The sequence below is a fragment of the Kribbella shirazensis genome, from assembly GCF_011761605.1.
GTDB lineage: Bacteria > Actinomycetota > Actinomycetes > Propionibacteriales > Kribbellaceae > Kribbella > Kribbella shirazensis.
In genome coordinates, this window is the sequence record NZ_JAASRO010000001.1 from 2,243,973 (window position 1) to 2,260,461 (window position 16,489).

30 protein-coding genes and 1 pseudogene are annotated in these 16,489 nt (G+C 67.5%); 30 read left to right on the forward strand and 1 reads right to left on the reverse strand.

What is annotated here, in order from left to right:
* Positions 1–78 precede the first annotated feature (78 nt).
* The 26 genes and pseudogenes from rpsJ (at position 79) to BJY22_RS11115 (ending at position 14,212) form a co-directional block, all read left to right on the forward strand.
* Positions 79–387, forward strand: a complete 309-nt coding sequence (gene rpsJ / locus BJY22_RS10990; protein WP_012923688.1) for a 30S ribosomal protein S10 — start codon at positions 79–81, stop codon at positions 385–387.
* A gap of 16 nt (positions 388–403) precedes the next feature.
* Positions 404–1,060, forward strand: coding sequence for a 50S ribosomal protein L3 (rplC, locus tag BJY22_RS10995; protein WP_167205864.1), 657 nt, complete (start codon positions 404–406; stop codon positions 1,058–1,060).
* On the forward strand, positions 1,057–1,749 hold the full coding sequence (gene rplD / locus BJY22_RS11000) for a 50S ribosomal protein L4 (protein WP_167205866.1): 693 nt from the start codon (positions 1,057–1,059) through the stop codon (positions 1,747–1,749). The genes rplC and rplD overlap by 4 nt, the downstream gene beginning before the upstream one ends.
* Positions 1,746–2,051: a 50S ribosomal protein L23 gene (gene rplW / locus BJY22_RS11005; protein WP_167205868.1), complete on the forward strand. Its 306-nt coding sequence runs from the start codon at positions 1,746–1,748 to the stop codon at positions 2,049–2,051. The genes rplD and rplW overlap by 4 nt, the downstream gene beginning before the upstream one ends.
* On the forward strand, positions 2,051–2,884 hold the full coding sequence (gene rplB, locus BJY22_RS11010) for a 50S ribosomal protein L2 (RefSeq protein WP_131286351.1): 834 nt from the start codon (positions 2,051–2,053) through the stop codon (positions 2,882–2,884). Before rplW ends, rplB begins: the two co-directional genes overlap by 1 nt.
* A 15-nt stretch (positions 2,885–2,899) precedes the next feature.
* The gene (rpsS, locus tag BJY22_RS11015) at positions 2,900–3,181 is read left to right on the forward strand and encodes a 30S ribosomal protein S19 (RefSeq protein WP_130384641.1); all 282 of its coding nucleotides are present in this window, start codon (positions 2,900–2,902) and stop codon (positions 3,179–3,181) included.
* A gap of 53 nt (positions 3,182–3,234) precedes the next feature.
* Positions 3,235–3,690, forward strand: a pseudogene (gene rplV, locus BJY22_RS41545) (50S ribosomal protein L22); the annotation flags it as partial.
* A gap of 148 nt (positions 3,691–3,838) precedes the next feature.
* Entirely contained in the window at positions 3,839–4,696 is an 858-nt protein-coding gene (gene rpsC, locus BJY22_RS11025) for a 30S ribosomal protein S3 (RefSeq protein WP_167205872.1), read from the forward strand.
* A 3-nt stretch (positions 4,697–4,699) separates the two neighbouring features.
* Positions 4,700–5,119 carry a 50S ribosomal protein L16 gene (gene rplP / locus BJY22_RS11030; protein WP_167205874.1) on the forward strand — a complete coding sequence of 140 codons (420 nt, stop codon included), beginning with the start codon at positions 4,700–4,702 and terminating at the stop codon, positions 5,117–5,119.
* Complete coding sequence (gene rpmC / locus BJY22_RS11035; RefSeq protein WP_167205876.1) at positions 5,119–5,394, forward strand: 50S ribosomal protein L29; 276 nt, start codon at positions 5,119–5,121, stop codon at positions 5,392–5,394. The genes rplP and rpmC overlap by 1 nt, the downstream gene beginning before the upstream one ends.
* A complete protein-coding gene (rpsQ, locus tag BJY22_RS11040; RefSeq protein WP_167205878.1) occupies positions 5,391–5,687 on the forward strand; it encodes a 30S ribosomal protein S17 in 297 nt (98 codons plus the stop codon). Before rpmC ends, rpsQ begins: the two co-directional genes overlap by 4 nt.
* A gap of 95 nt (positions 5,688–5,782) precedes the next feature.
* On the forward strand, positions 5,783–6,151 hold the full coding sequence (rplN, locus tag BJY22_RS11045; protein ID WP_012923677.1) for a 50S ribosomal protein L14: 369 nt from the start codon (positions 5,783–5,785) through the stop codon (positions 6,149–6,151).
* Position 6,152: 1 nt separating this feature from the next.
* Positions 6,153–6,539 carry a 50S ribosomal protein L24 gene (gene rplX / locus BJY22_RS11050; RefSeq protein WP_167205880.1) on the forward strand — a complete coding sequence of 129 codons (387 nt, stop codon included), beginning with the start codon at positions 6,153–6,155 and terminating at the stop codon, positions 6,537–6,539.
* Complete coding sequence (rplE, locus tag BJY22_RS11055; protein WP_167205883.1) at positions 6,539–7,111, forward strand: 50S ribosomal protein L5; 573 nt, start codon at positions 6,539–6,541, stop codon at positions 7,109–7,111. The genes rplX and rplE overlap by 1 nt, the downstream gene beginning before the upstream one ends.
* A 1-nt stretch (position 7,112) precedes the next feature.
* The gene (locus BJY22_RS11060; RefSeq protein WP_012923674.1) at positions 7,113–7,298 is read left to right on the forward strand and encodes a type Z 30S ribosomal protein S14; all 186 of its coding nucleotides are present in this window, start codon (positions 7,113–7,115) and stop codon (positions 7,296–7,298) included.
* Between the two features lie 91 nt (positions 7,299–7,389).
* Positions 7,390–7,797, forward strand: a complete 408-nt coding sequence (rpsH, locus tag BJY22_RS11065; protein ID WP_167205885.1) for a 30S ribosomal protein S8 — start codon at positions 7,390–7,392, stop codon at positions 7,795–7,797.
* A gap of 27 nt (positions 7,798–7,824) precedes the next feature.
* On the forward strand, positions 7,825–8,367 hold the full coding sequence (gene rplF / locus BJY22_RS11070; RefSeq protein WP_167205887.1) for a 50S ribosomal protein L6: 543 nt from the start codon (positions 7,825–7,827) through the stop codon (positions 8,365–8,367).
* A gap of 2 nt (positions 8,368–8,369) precedes the next feature.
* Positions 8,370–8,753 (forward strand): 50S ribosomal protein L18, encoded by a 384-nt coding sequence (rplR, locus tag BJY22_RS11075; RefSeq protein ID WP_167205889.1) that lies wholly within the window; start codon positions 8,370–8,372, stop codon positions 8,751–8,753.
* Positions 8,754–8,784: 31 nt separating this feature from the next.
* Positions 8,785–9,384, forward strand: a complete 600-nt coding sequence (rpsE, locus tag BJY22_RS11080; RefSeq protein WP_167205891.1) for a 30S ribosomal protein S5 — start codon at positions 8,785–8,787, stop codon at positions 9,382–9,384.
* Complete coding sequence (rpmD, locus tag BJY22_RS11085; RefSeq protein ID WP_167205893.1) at positions 9,384–9,566, forward strand: 50S ribosomal protein L30; 183 nt, start codon at positions 9,384–9,386, stop codon at positions 9,564–9,566. The genes rpsE and rpmD overlap by 1 nt, the downstream gene beginning before the upstream one ends.
* A gap of 1 nt (position 9,567) precedes the next feature.
* Entirely contained in the window at positions 9,568–10,008 is a 441-nt protein-coding gene (gene rplO / locus BJY22_RS11090; protein ID WP_167205895.1) for a 50S ribosomal protein L15, read from the forward strand.
* A 135-nt stretch (positions 10,009–10,143) separates the two neighbouring features.
* Complete coding sequence (gene secY / locus BJY22_RS11095; protein ID WP_167205897.1) at positions 10,144–11,445, forward strand: preprotein translocase subunit SecY; 1,302 nt, start codon at positions 10,144–10,146, stop codon at positions 11,443–11,445.
* Complete coding sequence (locus BJY22_RS11100; RefSeq protein WP_167205899.1) at positions 11,445–12,017, forward strand: adenylate kinase; 573 nt, start codon at positions 11,445–11,447, stop codon at positions 12,015–12,017. Before secY ends, BJY22_RS11100 begins: the two co-directional genes overlap by 1 nt.
* 14 nt (positions 12,018–12,031) lie before the next feature.
* Positions 12,032–12,862, forward strand: coding sequence for a type I methionyl aminopeptidase (map, locus tag BJY22_RS11105; protein WP_202891067.1), 831 nt, complete (start codon positions 12,032–12,034; stop codon positions 12,860–12,862).
* Between the two features lie 91 nt (positions 12,863–12,953).
* Positions 12,954–13,400, forward strand: a complete 447-nt coding sequence (locus BJY22_RS11110) for a DUF1707 SHOCT-like domain-containing protein (RefSeq protein WP_167205903.1) — start codon at positions 12,954–12,956, stop codon at positions 13,398–13,400.
* Complete coding sequence (locus BJY22_RS11115) at positions 13,397–14,212, forward strand: hypothetical protein (RefSeq protein ID WP_167205905.1); 816 nt, start codon at positions 13,397–13,399, stop codon at positions 14,210–14,212. The genes BJY22_RS11110 and BJY22_RS11115 overlap by 4 nt, the downstream gene beginning before the upstream one ends.
* Here the strand turns inward: BJY22_RS11115 and BJY22_RS11120 are convergent.
* Positions 14,193–15,059: an NAD(P)-dependent oxidoreductase gene (locus BJY22_RS11120; RefSeq protein WP_167205907.1), complete on the reverse strand. Its 867-nt coding sequence runs from the start codon at positions 15,057–15,059 to the stop codon at positions 14,193–14,195. The two genes, BJY22_RS11115 and BJY22_RS11120, sit on opposite strands and share 20 nt — an antisense overlap.
* Before the next feature lie 76 nt (positions 15,060–15,135).
* Between BJY22_RS11120 and BJY22_RS11125 the strand changes: the two genes are divergently transcribed.
* From BJY22_RS11125 to rpsM, 4 genes are all read left to right on the forward strand, one after another.
* Positions 15,136–15,465, forward strand: coding sequence for a winged helix-turn-helix transcriptional regulator (locus tag BJY22_RS11125; RefSeq protein ID WP_167205909.1), 330 nt, complete (start codon positions 15,136–15,138; stop codon positions 15,463–15,465).
* 98 nt (positions 15,466–15,563) lie between these two features.
* Positions 15,564–15,785 (forward strand): translation initiation factor IF-1, encoded by a 222-nt coding sequence (infA, locus tag BJY22_RS11130; protein WP_012923661.1) that lies wholly within the window; start codon positions 15,564–15,566, stop codon positions 15,783–15,785.
* Between the two features lie 32 nt (positions 15,786–15,817).
* Positions 15,818–15,931, forward strand: coding sequence for a 50S ribosomal protein L36 (rpmJ, locus tag BJY22_RS11135; RefSeq protein WP_008361054.1), 114 nt, complete (start codon positions 15,818–15,820; stop codon positions 15,929–15,931).
* A gap of 183 nt (positions 15,932–16,114) precedes the next feature.
* Positions 16,115–16,486 (forward strand): 30S ribosomal protein S13, encoded by a 372-nt coding sequence (rpsM, locus tag BJY22_RS11140; protein ID WP_141854777.1) that lies wholly within the window; start codon positions 16,115–16,117, stop codon positions 16,484–16,486.
* Positions 16,487–16,489 lie beyond the last annotated feature (3 nt).

The following is a 16,489-nucleotide window of genomic DNA, read 5'->3' on the forward strand; positions in this document are numbered from 1 at the left end:
TGCCGCGTTCGCGACACACCCGACCGCGGGGGTCGGAGCAACGCAACGGAAGACGATAGAGAAGGACGAAGCGAAGCGATGGCGGGACAAAAGATCCGCATCCGGCTGAAGGCCTACGACCACGAGGTCATCGACAGCTCGGCACGCAAGATTGTCGACACGGTGACGCGTACTGGTGCGAAGGTTGCTGGCCCGGTGCCGTTGCCGACGGAAAAGAACGTGTTCTGCGTCATCCGCTCGCCGCACAAGTACAAGGACAGCCGCGAGCACTTCGAGATGCGCACCCACAAGCGGCTCATCGACATCATCGACCCCACGCCGAAGACCGTCGACTCGCTGATGCGGCTCGACCTGCCGGCCGGTGTCGACATCGAGATCAAGCTCTGAGGGACGCGAACAACCAATGAGCAAGAACAAGAACACGCGCGGTCTGCTGGGCACCAAGCTCGGTATGACCCAGACCTGGGACGAGAACAACCGCGTCGTCCCCGTGACCGTGGTCCAGGCCGGCCCCTGCGTCGTCACCGGTGTCCGCACGTCGGACCGGGACGGCTACGACGGCGTCCAGATCGCCTTCGGCGACATCGACCCCCGCAAGGTGACCAAGCCGATGCGCGGCCACTTCGACAAGGCCGGCGTGACGCCGCGGCGCCACCTGCTGGAGCTGCGCACCGCCGACGCCAGCGAGTACGCCCTGGGCCAGGAGATCAAGGCCGAGGCCTTCGAGGCCGGTGAGCGCGTCGACGTCTCCGCGACCAGCAAGGGCAAGGGCTTCGCCGGTGTGATGAAGCGGCACGGCTTCCACGGTCTGCGCGCCACCCACGGTGTCCACAAGAAGCACCGCTCGCCGGGTTCCATCGGCGGCTGCGCCACGCCGGGCCGGGTCTTCAAGGGCCTGCGGATGGCGGGCCGGATGGGCCACGAGCAGGTCACCACCCAGAACGTCAGCGTGCACGCGGTGGACATCGAGCGCGGCCTGATCCTGATCAAGGGCGCCGTTCCCGGCCCCAAGGGCGGTCTGGTGCTGATCCGCAACGCCGCGAAGGGAGCTGCGAAGTGAGCACCGTCGACGTCGTCGTCGTGAAGGGCGACAAGGTCAGCAAGAAGGGTTCCGCCGAGCTTCCGGCCGAGCTGTTCGACGTCCAGGTGAACGTGCCGCTGATCCACCAGGTCGTGGTGGCCCAGCTGGCCGCGGCCCGCCAGGGCACGCACAAGACGAAGACCCGGGGCGAGGTGTCCGGCGGTGGCGCCAAGCCGTACCGCCAGAAGGGCACCGGCCGCGCCCGCCAGGGTTCGACCCGCGCGCCGCAGTTCACCGGTGGTGGCGTCGTCCACGGCCCGGTGCCGCGCGACTACAGCCAGCGGACCCCGAAGAAGATGATCGCCGCCGCGCTCCGCGGTGCGCTGTCCGACCGGGCCCGCGACGGCCAGGTGTTCGTGGTCGAGAGCTTCGTGGACGGCGACAAGCCCTCCACCAAGTCGGCCCTCAAGGTGCTGAGCGAGGTGACCGAGCCGGGCAAGGCGCTGGTCGTCGTCGACCGCGCCGACGAGCTCACCTGGCTGAGCCTGCGCAACGTGCAGCACGTGCACCTGATCGCCGCCGACCAGCTGAACGCGTACGACGTTCTGGTCAGCGACGCGGTCGTGTTCACCAAGGGAGCCCTGGACACGTTCGTGGCCGGCGCCCCCAAGGGCAAGTCCGTCAAGGCCGTCGCGACGTCGACTGAGGCCGAGGAGGTAGAAGCATGAGCCACGGAGTCAACAAGGACCCCCGGGACGTGCTGCTCCGGCCGGTCGTGAGCGAGAAGAGCTACGGCCTGCTGGACGAGCAGAAGTACACGTTCGAGGTCGACCCGCGGGCCAACAAGACCGAGATCAAGCTCGCGGTCGAGAAGGTCTTCCAGGTCAAGGTCAGCGACGTGAACACCATCAACCGCAAGGGCAAGCGCCGCCGGACCCGGTCCGGCTGGGGCAAGCGCCCGGACACCAAGCGGGCGATCGTGACCCTCAAGGGTGACGACCGCATCGACATCTTCGGAGGCCAGTCGTAATGGGAATCCGCAAGTACAAGCCGACGACGCCGGGCCGCCGTGGCTCGAGCGTGGCCGACTTCGTCGAGCTCACCCGTTCGACCCCGGAGAAGTCGCTGCTGCGTCCGCTCCCGAAGAAGGGCGGCCGGAACAACTCCGGCAAGATCACCACCCGGCATCACGGTGGCGGTCACAAGCGGGCGTACCGGCTGATCGACTTCAAGCGGTACGACAAGGACGGCGTGCCGGCCAAGGTCGCGCACATCGAGTACGACCCGAACCGGACCGCGCGGATCGCGCTGCTGCACTACGTGGACGGCGAGAAGCGCTACATCCTCGCCCCGTCCAACCTGAAGCAGGGCACGGTCGTCGAGAACGGCCCGGCCGCGGACATCAAGATCGGCAACAACCTGCCGCTGCGCAACATCCCGGTCGGCTCCACGGTGCACGCCGTCGAGCTGCGTCCGGGCGGTGGCGCGAAGATGGGCCGCTCGGCCGGCGCCAGCATTCAGCTGGTCGCGAAGGAAGGCCGGATGGCCACCCTGCGGATGCCGTCCGGCGAGGTCCGGATGGTCGACGTGCGCTGCCGCGCCACCCTCGGTGAGGTCGGCAACGGCGAGCAGTCGAACATCAACTGGGGCAAGGCGGGCCGGATGCGCTGGAAGGGCAAGCGCCCGACCGTCCGCGGTGTCGCGATGAACCCGGTCGACCACCCGCACGGTGGTGGTGAGGGTAAGACCTCGGGTGGTCGCCACCCGGTGTCCCCGTGGGGCCAGCCGGAAGGCCGGACCCGCACCCGCAAGGAAAGCGACCGAATGATCGTCCGGCGCCGCAAGGCCGGCAAGAAGCGCTGATAGGGAGCCGGCCACATGCCACGCAGCCTCAAGAAGGGCCCGTTCGTCGACCACCACCTGGCAAAGAAGGTGGAGGTGCAGAACGAGAAGGGCACCAAGAACGTCATCAAGACCTGGTCTCGCCGATCGATGATCGTGCCGGACATGATCGGCCACACGATTGCGGTGCACGACGGCCGCAAGCACGTGCCGGTGTTCGTGACGGACTCGATGGTCGGGCACAAGCTCGGCGAGTTCGCCCCGACCCGGACGTTCAAGGGTCACGAGAAGGACGACCGGAAGTCACGGCGTCGCTGATCCCGCAGGGACAGTGACGAAGCGAAAGCAATCTACGGAGAGATTCGAACATCATGAGCGTTCAAGAGCGTAGGGCGATCAGCGCCCGTCGCGAGAGCCTGCTGGGCGAGCAGCCCGGGGCCTTCGCGGTCGCGCGCTTCGTCCGCGTGACGCCGATGAAGGCGCGCCGCGTGGTCGATCTGGTGCGCGGTCTGGGCGTCGACGACGCACTCGCCACTCTGAAGTTCGCCCCGCAGGCCGCTGCCGCGACCGTGTACAAGGTCGTCGACAGCGCCGCGGCGAACGCCGAGGGCACCGAACACCTGAACCGCGCCGACCTGGTCGTGGCGAAGGCCTACGTGGACGAGGGCCCGACGCTGAAGCGTCACCGCCCGCGCGCACAGGGCCGGGCCACCCGGATCGACAAGCGGACGAGCCACATCACCGTGGTCGTCGCTCCGCGCGTCGAGGCCGAGCCGGCCGAGAAGGCACCGGTCAAGAAGGCAGCCGCGAAGAAGTCCGCGGACACCGCTGACACGGCGAAGAAGGCACCGGCGAAGAAGGCGGCCAAGAAGGCTGCCGACAAGCCGGCCGAGGCCGCTGAGAAGCCGGCCAAGAAGGCGACCGCCAAGAAGGCGGCCACCAAGAAGGCCACCGCTGAGAAGAAGGAGTCCTGACGTGGGACAGAAGGTAAACCCGCACGGGTTCCGTCTCGGCATCAGCACCGACCACAAGAGCCGTTGGTACGCCGACAAGCTGTACAAGGACTACGTGGGCGAGGACGTCAAGATCCGTCGTCTGCTGAGCAAGGGCATGGAGCGCGCCGGCATCTCCCGCGTGGAGATCGAGCGCACCCGTGACCGGGTCCGGGTCGACATCCACACCGCTCGTCCGGGCATCGTCATCGGCCGCCGCGGCGCTGAGGCGGACCGGATCCGGGGCAGCCTCGAGGAGCTCACCGGCAAGCAGGTGCAGCTGAACATCCTCGAGGTCAAGAACTCCGAGGTCGACGCCCAGCTGGTCGCGCAGGGCGTGGCCGAGCAGCTGTCCGGCCGCGTGGCGTTCCGCCGCGCGATGCGCAAGGCGATGCAGACCACCATGCGTGGCGGCGCCCTGGGCATCCGGATCCAGTGCTCCGGCCGGCTCGGTGGCGCGGAGATGTCGCGGTCGGAGTTCTACCGCGAGGGCCGTGTCCCGCTGCACACGCTGCGGGCCGACATCGACTACGGCTTCTACGAGGCCCGGACGACCTTCGGCCGGATCGGCGTGAAGGTCTGGATCTACAAGGGCGACGTCGCCGGCACCCGCGCGGAGCGCGAGGCGCAGGCCGCGGCCCGTGCGGCCACCCAGCAGCGTGGCCGTCCGGCCCGCCGCGACGGCGGTGACCGCGGTGACCGTGGTGGTCGTGGTGGTGACCGTGGCGGTCGCCGCGACAACCGCCGGGACGACGCGCGCAACAGCAACGCGGCCCCTGCCGCCGAGGCGAGCGCGCCGGCGGCCGACAAGCCCGCCGAGACGACCGGAACGGAGAGCTGAACAATGCTCATCCCCCGCAAGGTCAAGCACCGCAAGCAGCACCACCCCAAGCGCACCGGCGCGGCCAAGGGTGGTACGACGCTCGCCTTCGGTGACTTCGGCATCCAGGCGCTGGAGAGCCACTACGTCACCAACCGGCAGATCGAGTCGGCGCGTATCGCGATGACCCGGCACATCAAGCGTGGCGGCAAGGTGTGGATCAACATCTACCCGGACCGTCCGCTGACCAAGAAGCCGGCCGAGACCCGGATGGGTTCCGGTAAGGGTTCGCCGGAGTGGTGGATCGCCAACGTGAAGGCCGGCCGCGTGATGTTCGAGCTGTCCGGTGTTCCGGAGGACATCGCTCGCGAGGCGATGCGCCGCGCGATCCACAAGTTGCCGATGAAGTGCCGCTTCATCACCCGAGAGGCAGGTGAGAACTGATGGCTACCCTGACCGCCGCCGAGCTGCGGAACCTGGGCCGGGACGAGCTGCTGAAGAAGCTCGGTGAAGCCAAGGAGGAGCTGTTCAACCTCCGGTTCCAGGCTGCCACGGGCCAGCTGGAGTCCCACGGCCGGCTGCGCGCCGTCCGCAAGGACATCGCCCGCATCTACACGGTGCTGTCGGAGCGTGCGCTCGGCATCACCGAGGAGGTCGACGCCCCGGCCGAGGCCGTGGCGGACGACGCCGCGGACGACAGTGAGAAGGCCAACGCATGACCGAGAACGTGAAGGACGAGACCGTGAGCACGACCACCGAGGCGCGAGGCCGCCGGAAGACCCGTGAGGGTCTGGTGCTGAGCGACAAGATGGACAAGACCGTCGTGGTTGAGGTCGAGGACCGGGTGAAGCACCACCTGTACGGCAAGGTCATCCGGCGTACCAGCAAGCTCAAGGCGCACGACGAGCAGAACGCCGCCGGTATCGGCGACCGCGTCCTCCTGATGGAGACCCGGCCGCTGTCGGCGACCAAGCGCTGGCGCGTCGTCGAGATCCTCGAGAAGGCCAAGTAGCTGTTGGCGGCTACTCGCCGGCAACCAACCGAAATTTATTCGTTCCGCAAGGCTCGCGTGAGTGAGAACCAGCGAGACAACCAGGAGATCAACAGATGATCCAGCAGGAGTCGCGACTGAAGGTCGCCGACAACACGGGCGCGAAGGAGATCCTTTGCATCCGCGTTCTCGGTGGCTCCGGTCGGCGCTACGCCGGTGTCGGGGACACGATCGTCGCCACCGTCAAGGACGCGATCCCCGGCGGTGGTGTGAAGAAGGGTGACGTCGTCAAGGCGGTCGTCGTGCGGACCGTGAAGGAGCGCCGGCGTCCGGACGGCTCCTACATCCGCTTCGACGAGAACGCCGCGGTGATCCTGAAGGCCGACGGCGAGCCGCGCGGCACCCGCATCTTCGGGCCGGTCGGCCGGGAGCTGCGTGAGAAGCGCTTCATGAAGATCATCTCGCTCGCACCGGAGGTGCTCTGAGATGGCCCAGAAGAAGCTGCATGTGAAGAAGGGCGATCAGGTCCGCGTGATCGCCGGTAGGTCCAAGGGCCTCGAGGGCAAGATCATCCAGGTCTTCCCGAACGACGAGAAGGTCATCGTCGAGGGCGTCAACCGGGTGAAGAAGCACACCAAGGTGCAGCAGGCCCAGCGCGGCGGCACCACCGGTGGCATCGTCACCCAGGAAGCCCCGATCCACGTCTCGAACGTGGCGCTTCTGGTCGAGGTCGAGAAGGACGGCAAGAAGCAGAAGGTGACCACCCGCGTCGGTTTCAACCGCGTCGAGGTGCAGAAGCGCCGTCCCGACGGTTCGACGTACACCGGTTACCGGAGCGTCCGGATCGCACGGCGTACCGGCGAGGAGATCTGATGACCACCGCAGTAACCGAGAACAAGATCCAGCCGCGGCTGAAGACGAAGTACCGCGAGGAGATCGTCGGCAAGCTGCAGGACGAGTTCCAGTACGCCAACGTCATGCAGGTGCCCGGGCTCACCAAGATCGTGGTGAACATGGGTGTCGGCGAGGCGGCCCGCGACTCGAAGCTGATCGAGGGCGCCGTCAAGGACCTGGCCGCGATCACCGGCCAGAAGCCGCAGGTCACCAAGGCCCGTAAGTCGATCGCGCAGTTCAAGCTGCGCGAGGGGATGCCGATCGGCGCCCACGTGACGCTGCGCGGCGACCGCATGTGGGAGTTCCTGGACCGGCTGCTGGCGCTCGCGCTGCCCCGGATCCGCGACTTCCGCGGCCTGTCCGCCAAGCAGTTCGACGGTACTGGGAACTACACCTTCGGTCTGACCGAGCAGGTGATGTTCCACGAGATCAACCAGGACCGGATCGACCGCGTCCGGGGCATGGACATCACCGTGGTGACCACCGCGAAGAACGACGACGAGGGTCGGGCCCTGCTGCGGGCGCTCGGCTTCCCGTTCAAGGAGAACTGACGTGGCGAAGACAGCACTCAAGGTCAAGCAGGCCCGGAAGCCGAAGTTCGCGGTGCGCGGCTACACGCGCTGCCAGCGCTGCGGCCGGCCGAAGGCGGTCTTCCGCAAGTTCGGCCTGTGCCGGATCTGCCTGCGGGAGATGGCGCACCGGGGCGAGCTGCCCGGTGTGACCAAGTCCAGCTGGTGACCGTCTCCACCCCCGAACTTCTCCCCATTCACCATCTAGTCACCGTAGGTCGCCGAACGGCGAAACCACGGCGGGAAAGAGGCCCCAGGCCATGACGATGACCGACCCGATCGCAGACATGTTGACGCGTCTGCGGAACGCCAACCAGGCGTACCACGAGTCGACCGCGATGCCGTACAGCAAGATCAAGCAGGGTATCGCCGACATCCTCCAGCAGGAGGGCTACATCGCCTCCTACAAGGTGGAGGACCCCAAGGAGGGGGCCGTCGGCAAGACCCTGATCGTCGACCTCAAGTTCGGCCCGAGCCGGGAGCGCTCCATCGCGGGCGTCCGCCGGATCTCGAAGCCGGGCCTGCGGGTCTACGCGAAGTCGACCAACCTGCCCAAGGTCCTCGGTGGCCTGGGCGTCGCGATCATCTCGACGTCCCAGGGACTGCTGACCGACAAGCAGGCCAAGAACAAGGGCGTCGGCGGGGAAGTCCTCGCCTACGTCTGGTGACGAAGAACCGGAAGGAGGACCACAGAAATGTCTCGCATCGGTAAGCTCCCGGTCTCGGTCCCGTCCGGCGTCGACGTCACGATCGACGGCCAGACGGTCACCGTGAAGGGTCCGAAGGGTCAGCTCTCGCACGTGGTGGCTGAGCCCATCGCGGTCGGCCGCGACGAGGACGGCTCGATCGCCGTGACCCGTCCGGACGACCAGCGCAAGAGCAAGGAACTGCACGGCCTGTCCCGCACCCTGATCGCCAACCTGGTCACTGGGGTCACGGACGGCTACGAGAAGAAGCTCGAGATCGTCGGCGTCGGGTACCGCGTCCTGTCCAAGGGACCGACCCAACTGGAGTTCTCGCTCGGCTACAGCCACACCATCACGGTGGACGCGCCGGAAGGCATCACGTTCAACGTGGAGGCGCCGACCCGGTTCTCGGTGATCGGCATCGACAAGCAGTCGGTCGGTGAGGTCGCCGCGAACATCCGCAAGCTGCGTAAGCCCGAGCCGTACAAGGGCAAGGGCGTGCGGTACGCCGGCGAGCAGGTGCGCCGCAAGGTCGGAAAGGCTGGTAAGTAACCATGGCGATCGGACTGCGTCAGCACAAGCACTCCGCCAAGAAGACGGCCTCCCGGCTGCGTCGCCAGATCCGGGTCCGGAAGAAGATCAACGGCACGGCCGACCGGCCGCGGCTGGTGGTCACCAAGTCGTCGAAGCACCTGTTCGCTCAGGTCATCGACGACGTGGCCGGCAAGACGCTGGTCTCCGCCTCCACCATGGAGGCCGACCTGCGCGGCGCGGAAGCCAACAAGACCGACAAGGCCAAGACCGTCGGCGGCCTGATCGCCGACCGGGCGAAGGCCGCCGGCATCGACTCGGTCGTCTTCGACCGGGCCGGGAACAAGTACCACGGCCGTATCGCGGCCCTGGCCGACGCCGCCCGCGAGGGCGGGCTCGGCTTCTGACAGGCGATCAAGGGAAGAAGGTAGTTCGAACATGAGCGGAGGCCAGCAGCGTCGCGGAGGCGGCGCCGGTGGTGAGCGCCGTGGTCGCGACGGGGGTCGCGGTCAGCAGGCGGACAAGACCGCCTACATCGAGCGCGTGGTAGCCATCAACCGGGTCGCCAAGGTCGTGAAGGGTGGTCGTCGCTTCAGCTTCACCGCCCTCGTGGTCGTCGGCGACGGTGAGGGCACCGTCGGTGTGGGTTACGGCAAGGCCAAGGAGGTGCCCGCGGCGATCGCCAAGGGTGTCGAGGAGGCCAAGAAGGCGTTCTTCAAGGTGCCGCGTATCCAGGGCACCATCCCGCACCCGGTCCAGGGCGAGAAGGCCGCCGGCGTGGTCATGCTGCGCCCGGCTGCTCCTGGTACCGGTGTGATCGCGGGTGGCTCGGCGCGCGCCGTACTGGAGTGCGCCGGGATCCACGACATCCTGAGCAAGTCGCTGGGCTCGTCCAACGCCATCAACGTGGTGCACGCCACGGTGGAGGCGCTGCGCAGCCTGGAGACCCCGGAGGCCGTGGCCGCGCGCCGTGGCCTGCCGGTCGAGGACGTCGCGCCGGCAGCGCTGCTGAAGGCGCGGGCGGAGGTGGCTTCCTGATGGCCCGCCTGAAGGTGACCCAGGTCCGTTCCGGTATCGGTGGCAAGCAGAACCAGCGGGACACGCTGCGCACCCTGGGCGTCAAGCGGATCGGCGACAGCGCCGTCCACGAGGACAAGCCCGAGGTTCGCGGCATGGTCCGTACGGTTCGCCACCTCATCACCGTCGAGGAGGTCGACTGACATGGCGCTCAAGGTTCACCACCTGCGTCCGGCGCCCGGTGCCAAGACCGCCAAGACCCGCGTGGGTCGTGGTGAGGGCAGCAAGGGCAAGACCGCCGGCCGCGGTACCAAGGGCAGCAAGGCGCGTAACAACATCCCCGAGTACTTCGAGGGTGGCCAAATGCCGCTGCACATGCGGCTCCCGAAGCTGAAGGGCTTCAAGAGCAGGAACCGGGTGGAGTTCCAGGTCGTTAACCTGGACAAGCTCGGACAACTGTTCCCCGAAGGTGGCGAGGTCGGCGTGGCCGACCTGGTCGCCAAGGGCGCGGTCCGTCGTGGTCAGCCGGTCAAGGTGCTGGGTGACGGCGAACTGACCGTGGCACTGCAGGTCTCGGCTCACAAGTTCTCCAAGTCCGCCACGGACAAGATCCAGGCGGCCGGGGGGACCACGACCGAGGTGTGACACGAGGTCCAGGGCTCGTAACGGCCGGTGCTTGATATCCTGCGCCGGTCGGACGGGCCCTGGTTCGTCTCTTGCCCAGCGGCTTAGCTAGGCCCCTGCCGTGCCCGCGGCAAGGGAAACTTGTGGGAGGACAGGGTGTTAGGCGCCTTCGCCAACGCGTTCAAGACTCCGGACCTGCGCCGGAAGATCTTGTTCGTGCTCTTCATCGTCGTGATCTTCCGGATCGGCTCCGTGGTGCCGGCCCCCGGGGTGAACGTTCAGTCCCTGGACACGTGTATCAAGATCACCCAGGGTGGCCAGAACGCCAACCTCTACAACCTGATCAACCTGTTCTCCGGTGGCGCACTGCTGCAGCTCGCGATCTTCGCGCTCGGCATCATGCCGTACATCACCGCCAGCATCATCCTGCAGCTGCTCACCGTGGTGATCCCGCGGCTGGAGTCGCTGAAGAAGGAAGGCCAGGCGGGGCAGGGCAAGATCACGCAGTACACCCGGTTCCTGACCGTCGGACTGGCGATCCTGCAGTCCACCGCCTTCGTGGCGCTGGCCCGGACGCCGGGCCGCCTGTTCCAGGGCTGCAACGAGCCGCTGCTCTACAAGGACGACTGGTTCACCATCACCATCATGGTGCTGACCATGACCGCCGGCACCGGCGTCGTCATGTGGCTCGGTGAACTGATCACCGACCGTGGCGTCGGCAACGGCATGTCGATCCTGATCTTCACCCAGATCGTCGCCACCTTCCCGACCCAGCTGTGGAGCATCCGCAAGCAGAAGGGTCTCACCACCTTCATCGTGGTGATCGCGATCGGTCTGGTCATCATGGCCGCGGTCATCTTCATCGAGCAGGCGCAGCGCCGGATCCCGGTGCAGTACGCGAAGCGCATGGTCGGGCGGAAGATGTTCGGCGGCACCTCGACGTACATTCCGCTGAAGGTCAACCAGGCCGGTGTCATCCCGGTGATCTTCGCTTCCAGTCTGATGTATCTCCCGGTCCTGATCAGTCAGTTCCAGCAGGGCAAGAGCTGGTCCAACTGGATCCAGGGCCACTTGGTCAAGGGCGACCACCCGATCTACATGGTGACGTACGTCGCCCTGATCATCTTCTTCACGTACTTCTACGTCTCGATCACCTTCAACCCCAAGGAGGTCGCGGACAACATGAAGAAGTACGGCGGCTTCATCCCGGGCATCCGGGCGGGGCGGCCGACCGAGGAATACCTGAAGTACGTGTTGGACCGCATCACGCTGCCGGGCGCGATCTACCTCGCGGTGATCTCGATGATCCCGCTGATCGCTCTCGTCCTGCTGAACGCGAACCAGAACTTCCCGTTCGGTGGTACGTCGATCCTGATCATGGTCGGTGTCGGCCTCGACACGGTGAAGCAGATCGAGAGTCAGCTGCAGCAGCGTAACTACGAAGGGTTCTTGCGCTGATGAGAATGTTGCTGATGGGTCCGCCCGGGGCGGGCAAGGGCACGCAGGCAAAGGTGCTTGCGGAACGCCTGAATATCCCGGCCGTGTCCACCGGCGACATCTTCCGTGCGAACGTCAAGGACGAGACGCCGCTGGGTGTCGAGGCCAAGCGCTACATGGACGCGGGCGACTACGTCCCGGACGAGGTCACCAACGCGATGGTGCGCGACCGGCTGTCCGAGGCGGACGCCGGCGACGGCTTCCTGCTCGACGGGTACCCGCGGACGCTGGCCCAGGTCGGCACGCTGGACGAGATTCTCGCCGACCACGGCCACAGCCTGGACGCGGTGGTGGCGCTGGTCGCCGACACCGACGTCCTGGTCGGCCGGATGCTCAAGCGGGCGCAGACCGACGGCCGCTCGGACGACTCCGAAGAGGTCATCCGGCACCGGCAGGACGTGTACGTCGCCGAGACCAAGCCGCTGCTCCGGGTCTACGCCCAGCGCGGCCTGCTGGTCGAGGTGGACGGCGTCGGCGAGATCGACGAGGTCAGCGAGCGGGTTCTGGCCGCGCTCAAGACCGTCACCGACTAAGTGATGTGCCCGTGATGTTCAGGGACCGCGGGATCGAGATCAAGACCCGCGAGCAGATTCTGGCGATGCGCAAGGCCGGCCTGGTGGTCGGCCGCACGCTGGAGCTGCTCCGCGGTGCGGTCCGGGCCGGCATCACCACTGGCGAGCTGGACGCGATCGCGGAGGACAACATCCGGTCCTCCGGCGCGACGCCGTCGTTCAAGGGGTACCACGGGTTCACCGGCTCGATCTGCGCGTCGGTGAACGACGAGATCGTGCACGGCATCCCGGGGGACCGGGTGCTCGCCGACGGTGACCTGATCTCGATCGACTGCGGTGCGATCGTGGACGGCTGGCACGGCGACGCCGCGATCACCGTCGGTGTCGGCGGCCCGGACGCCGTCGGCGACGAGCTGCTCGAGCTGGCGCGGATCTGCGAGGAGTCGATGTGGCGCGGGTTCGCCGCGGCGCGGCTCGGCGGGCGGCTGTCGGACATCTCGGCCGCGGTCGAGGCGCATGTCCGCGCGAACTCGTCGTACGGGATCGTCGAGGACTTCGTCGGGCACGGGATCGGCTCGGCCATGCACCAGCCGCCGAACGTGCCGAACTTCGGCCGTCCCGGCCGCGGACCGAAGCTGGTCGAGGGCATGGCACTGGCTGTCGAACCGATGCTCACGCTCGGTAAGCAGGACAACCACACGCTCGAGGACGACTGGACGGTCGTCACCGACGACGGCCGGCCGGCCGCGCACACCGAGCACACGTTCACGCTCACCCCGCAGGGACCGTGGGTGCTGACCGCGCTCGACGGCGGCGAGGCGAAGCTCGCGGAGCTCGGCGTCAAGTTCGGCGCCCTGGCCGACTGACGACCGTCGGCATCCACCCGCCGGCGTCCACCCGTCGGCGTCCACCCGTCGGGGGACGCGGAGGGACCGGGGGCTGAGGCACACTTGAGACATGCCTCAGTACCAGCCGTACCAGCGGTTCACCGAAGCCGACCGGGACAAGATCGCCGGGCGGCTGCGGGACGCGTTCGCGGACGGGCGGCTGGACCAACCCGAGTTCGCGTCGCGCCTGGACCGGCTCTACGCCGTGCAGACGTACGGCGAGCTCGAGCCGCTGGTGCGTGACCTGCCACCGATGCGGACGTACCAGACGCCCCAGGTGGTCAAGGACACCAAGCCGGCGCCGCAGCCGGGCAGCTTCCCGGAGCGGAAGAAGGACAACCAGCCCCAGCGCCGGGGCGGAGCGATCGGCGGGTTCACCGGCGTGGTGCTGGTCAACGTCGTGATCTGGTTCGTGATCGGACTCGGCAACGGCGGCCACTGGCCGCACTTCTGGCCGGTCTGGTTGCTGATCCCGTGGGCGATCATCGCCCTCGGCGGCCTCGGAAAGCGCCGTTGACATCCGCCCAGGTCAGCCGCCGCACGGCAGGCTCGCGTCTGCGGCCGGACTGGGCGTGGCAGGTGCATCAGGGGGCGGCGATCGTCTACGTGATCTGGTTCGCCGTCGCCGTACCGCTGGCGATCGCCGGGCTGCTGCTGGAGCCGCGCTGGGTCGGATGGCTGGTGATGGCCTGGTTCCTGGCACTGATCGGTTTCACGCTGGTACTGCGGATCCGTGACAGCCGCCGGCGGCGGGCCTGGGCCGATGTGGCGGGGCAGCTGGGCTGGCGGATCAGCGCGTCCGGGGCGGACCTGCTGGATCGTTGGCCGTTCCCACCGTTCGACGCCGACCCGAACGCCGAGGTCGTCGACGTGACGTCCGGCCGGCATCGTGGCCGGGAGTTCTGCACCGGGCGGTTCCGGCACAAGGTACGGCGCCGCGAGCTCGGCTTCGACTTCCTGGACCTGCAGGTGGATCGGCCGTTGCCGCCGCTGCAGGTGCTGCCCGCGTCCCTGGCACCGGTGGCGGCCGCGAGCCTGCTGCCGATCGAGCTCACCGTCGACGGGCTGCCTGGCCGGTACTGCTTGTTCAACGGCCGCGAGGATCATGCGCTCGCGGCCCTGCACCCGCGGGCGGTCGAGGCGCTGGCCGACGTACCGCCGTTCGGGTTCAGTTGCGAGGGGCGGCGGTTCGTCGCGGTTCTTCCGGCGTACCGCGACTCCACCACCGCCCTCGCACAACTGGACGCGGCCTGCGATCTGCTCGACCTGATGCCCGAGCAGCTCTGGCGCGCCGGCGAACAGTGGGCCGCTAGCCGGCAGGAGTCCTGAGCAGGCCGACGAGCGCCGACAGGTCCTGATCACCGGCGCCCGACGCCACGGCGTTGCGCAGCAGTTCGCCCATCGGTACGAGCAACATCGGGTTGACTCCCTGCGCCTCCGCTGTCGTGACTAGGTTCTCGTAAGCAGCTGCCTGCATCGCGAGATTCGAACCGGCCGTGTCCGCAGGACCGTTGTCGAGATCCCCAGCCATGCCATGCAGGCTGGTCAGCATTGCCGTAAGCCACGGGACGAGGAACTGCTCCGTGAACGGGACCGCCGGCACCTCCGCGGCGGCCATCAGCGCCAGCGCGTGCTGGGCGCCGCCGAACATGCCGTACATCGCGCTGAGCAGGGCGATGTCGTGCAGCGCGGCGAGCCCGGCGTCCGTGCCGACGTACGCCGGGCTCGCGAGCGCGGACAGGTCGCCGCTGTACTGCTCGAACGCCTCCTGTGCGCCGCTGTAGAAGATGAACGCCGCGGGGCCGCCGATCATCGCGGGCACCGCCATGATGCCGCCGTCGAGGTACTGCGCTCCCGCGGTCGTCACCCACTCCGCCGTGGCGCGGGCCTGGCCGGGCGTGCTGTTGGTCAGGTTGGCGACCGTCTTGCCGGTCAGCTCGAGGCCGTCGAGCGTGCTGCGAACGGTGTCGTCGACGAGCAGGCAGACGACGACCAGCGGGCTCGCGGCGATCGCGTCGGCCGCGGTGGCGGCGCGGTTCGCGCCGAGGGAGTCGAGTTCGGGGGAGCGGCCGGGGGTGCGGTTCCAGACGGTGGTCGGGTGACCGGCGGCCAGGAAGGCCCGGGCGAGGGCGGTTCCCATCGCGCCGAGCCCCAGGACGGTGACAGGTGTCTTCATGCCGTCCACTCTGGATCGGACGCTTTAGGATGGACAAGTACCCACTAAATAGTCAGGTACTGACGGAAAGGTAAGTATGCGTGCCTACACCTGTGGCCTGGACGCCGCCGCCGATGTGATCGGCGGGAAGTGGAAGCCGCGCATCCTGTGGGCGCTGCACCACGGGCCGATGCGGTTCGGGGAGCTGCGCCGGGAGATCTCCGGCGTCACCGAGAAGATGCTGATCCAGCAGCTGCGCGAGCTGGAGTCGCGCGACATCGTGCACCGCGAGGTCTTCCACCAGGTACCGCCGAAGGTCGAGTACTCACTGACCGAACTCGGGCAGTCACTCAATGAAGCCCTGATACCGTTGGACACCTGGGGATCGGACCATCTGTCCGAGCTCGAGGCCTCGCGCGGTTGCTGACTGGGGGCCTCGATTGGGTTTCGCGCGGGTGGATGGCGTAGACTCTTTCCTTGGCTCTTTGTAGCCATAGCCAGTCACGTCTACAGAAGTGCGAGGACATGCCCAAAAAAGAGGGAGTCATCGAACTCGAGGGCACCATCGTCGAGGCCCTGCCGAACGCGATGTTCCGTGTTGAGCTGTCCAACGGGCACAAGGTGCTCGCGCACATCAGCGGCAAGATGAGGCAGCACTACATCCGGATCCTCCCCGAGGACCGGGTCGTCGTGGAGCTGTCGCCGTACGACCTCACCCGGGGTCGCATCGTCTATCGGTACAAGTAACACCACCAACACCTGTCGAAGAAAGAAGCTCGATGAAGGTCAACCCGAGCGTCAAGAAGATCTGCGACAAGTGCAAGGTGATCCGCCGTCACGGCCGGGTCATGGTGATCTGCGAGAACCCGCGGCACAAGCAGCGGCAGGGCTGACACAGCCACTCGAGCAGCACGGCACTTTCGCACCACAGCGCGCATGCTCGTCCGGGATCCGTCCCGGACGTCGCCCCCGGAACAGAGGCCGGGGCCTTGCCGGTGAACGAAACCATCAGTCACCGAGGCGGGCAAGGACGCAGCGCGCCACCACACCTCTGCTGACGAAAGGAACACCGCCACATGGCACGCCTCGTAGGAGTCGACCTTCCGCGCGACAAGCGCATCGAGGTCGCCCTCACGTACATCTTCGGTGTGGGCCGCACGCGCGCCCAGGAAACGCTGAAGAACACCGGGGTCTCCCCGGACAAGCGCGTCCACGAGCTGGGCGACGACGAGCTGGTCAAGCTCCGGGACTGGATCGAAGGCAACTACAAGATCGAGGGTGACCTCCGTCGCGAGGTGACCGCGGACATCCGCCGCAAGATCGAGATCGGGTCGTACCAGGGTCGCCGGCACCGCAGCGGGCTGCCGGTGCGCGGTCAGCGCACCCGGACCAACGCCCGTAGCCGTAAGGGTCGCCGTAAGGCGATCGCCGGCAAGAAGAAGAAGTGACCC

What these genes read in the sequence shown, in the direction of transcription:
- BJY22_RS11125 (WP_167205909.1), top strand. Translation starts at nt 15,136, where the DNA reads ATGCGTGCCTACACCTGTGGCCTGGACGCCGCCGCCGATGTGATCGGC.
- rpsE (WP_167205891.1), top strand. Translation starts at nt 8,785, where the DNA reads ATGAGCGGAGGCCAGCAGCGTCGCGGAGGCGGCGCCGGTGGTGAGCGC.
- rpmJ (WP_008361054.1), top strand. Translation starts at nt 15,818, where the DNA reads ATGAAGGTCAACCCGAGCGTCAAGAAGATCTGCGACAAGTGCAAGGTG.
- rplR (WP_167205889.1), top strand. Translation starts at nt 8,370, where the DNA reads ATGGCGATCGGACTGCGTCAGCACAAGCACTCCGCCAAGAAGACGGCC.
- map (WP_202891067.1), top strand. Translation starts at nt 12,032, where the DNA reads ATGTTCAGGGACCGCGGGATCGAGATCAAGACCCGCGAGCAGATTCTG.
- rplW (WP_167205868.1), top strand. Translation starts at nt 1,746, where the DNA reads ATGAGCCACGGAGTCAACAAGGACCCCCGGGACGTGCTGCTCCGGCCG.
- rplP (WP_167205874.1), top strand. Translation starts at nt 4,700, where the DNA reads ATGCTCATCCCCCGCAAGGTCAAGCACCGCAAGCAGCACCACCCCAAG.
- rpsS (WP_130384641.1), top strand. Translation starts at nt 2,900, where the DNA reads ATGCCACGCAGCCTCAAGAAGGGCCCGTTCGTCGACCACCACCTGGCA.
- rpmC (WP_167205876.1), top strand. Translation starts at nt 5,119, where the DNA reads ATGGCTACCCTGACCGCCGCCGAGCTGCGGAACCTGGGCCGGGACGAG.
- rpsJ (WP_012923688.1), top strand. Translation starts at nt 79, where the DNA reads ATGGCGGGACAAAAGATCCGCATCCGGCTGAAGGCCTACGACCACGAG.
- rpsH (WP_167205885.1), top strand. Translation starts at nt 7,390, where the DNA reads ATGACGATGACCGACCCGATCGCAGACATGTTGACGCGTCTGCGGAAC.
- rplC (WP_167205864.1), top strand. Translation starts at nt 404, where the DNA reads ATGAGCAAGAACAAGAACACGCGCGGTCTGCTGGGCACCAAGCTCGGT.
- rpsQ (WP_167205878.1), top strand. Translation starts at nt 5,391, where the DNA reads ATGACCGAGAACGTGAAGGACGAGACCGTGAGCACGACCACCGAGGCG.
- rplB (WP_131286351.1), top strand. Translation starts at nt 2,051, where the DNA reads ATGGGAATCCGCAAGTACAAGCCGACGACGCCGGGCCGCCGTGGCTCG.
- rplO (WP_167205895.1), top strand. Translation starts at nt 9,568, where the DNA reads ATGGCGCTCAAGGTTCACCACCTGCGTCCGGCGCCCGGTGCCAAGACC.
- rpsM (WP_141854777.1), top strand. Translation starts at nt 16,115, where the DNA reads ATGGCACGCCTCGTAGGAGTCGACCTTCCGCGCGACAAGCGCATCGAG.
- BJY22_RS11100 (WP_167205899.1), top strand. Translation starts at nt 11,445, where the DNA reads ATGAGAATGTTGCTGATGGGTCCGCCCGGGGCGGGCAAGGGCACGCAG.
- BJY22_RS11120 (WP_167205907.1), bottom strand. Translation starts at nt 15,059, where the DNA reads ATGAAGACACCTGTCACCGTCCTGGGGCTCGGCGCGATGGGAACCGCC.
- rplX (WP_167205880.1), top strand. Translation starts at nt 6,153, where the DNA reads ATGGCCCAGAAGAAGCTGCATGTGAAGAAGGGCGATCAGGTCCGCGTG.
- rplN (WP_012923677.1), top strand. Translation starts at nt 5,783, where the DNA reads ATGATCCAGCAGGAGTCGCGACTGAAGGTCGCCGACAACACGGGCGCG.
- rplF (WP_167205887.1), top strand. Translation starts at nt 7,825, where the DNA reads ATGTCTCGCATCGGTAAGCTCCCGGTCTCGGTCCCGTCCGGCGTCGAC.
- rpmD (WP_167205893.1), top strand. Translation starts at nt 9,384, where the DNA reads ATGGCCCGCCTGAAGGTGACCCAGGTCCGTTCCGGTATCGGTGGCAAG.
- BJY22_RS11110 (WP_167205903.1), top strand. Translation starts at nt 12,954, where the DNA reads ATGCCTCAGTACCAGCCGTACCAGCGGTTCACCGAAGCCGACCGGGAC.
- infA (WP_012923661.1), top strand. Translation starts at nt 15,564, where the DNA reads ATGCCCAAAAAAGAGGGAGTCATCGAACTCGAGGGCACCATCGTCGAG.
- rplE (WP_167205883.1), top strand. Translation starts at nt 6,539, where the DNA reads ATGACCACCGCAGTAACCGAGAACAAGATCCAGCCGCGGCTGAAGACG.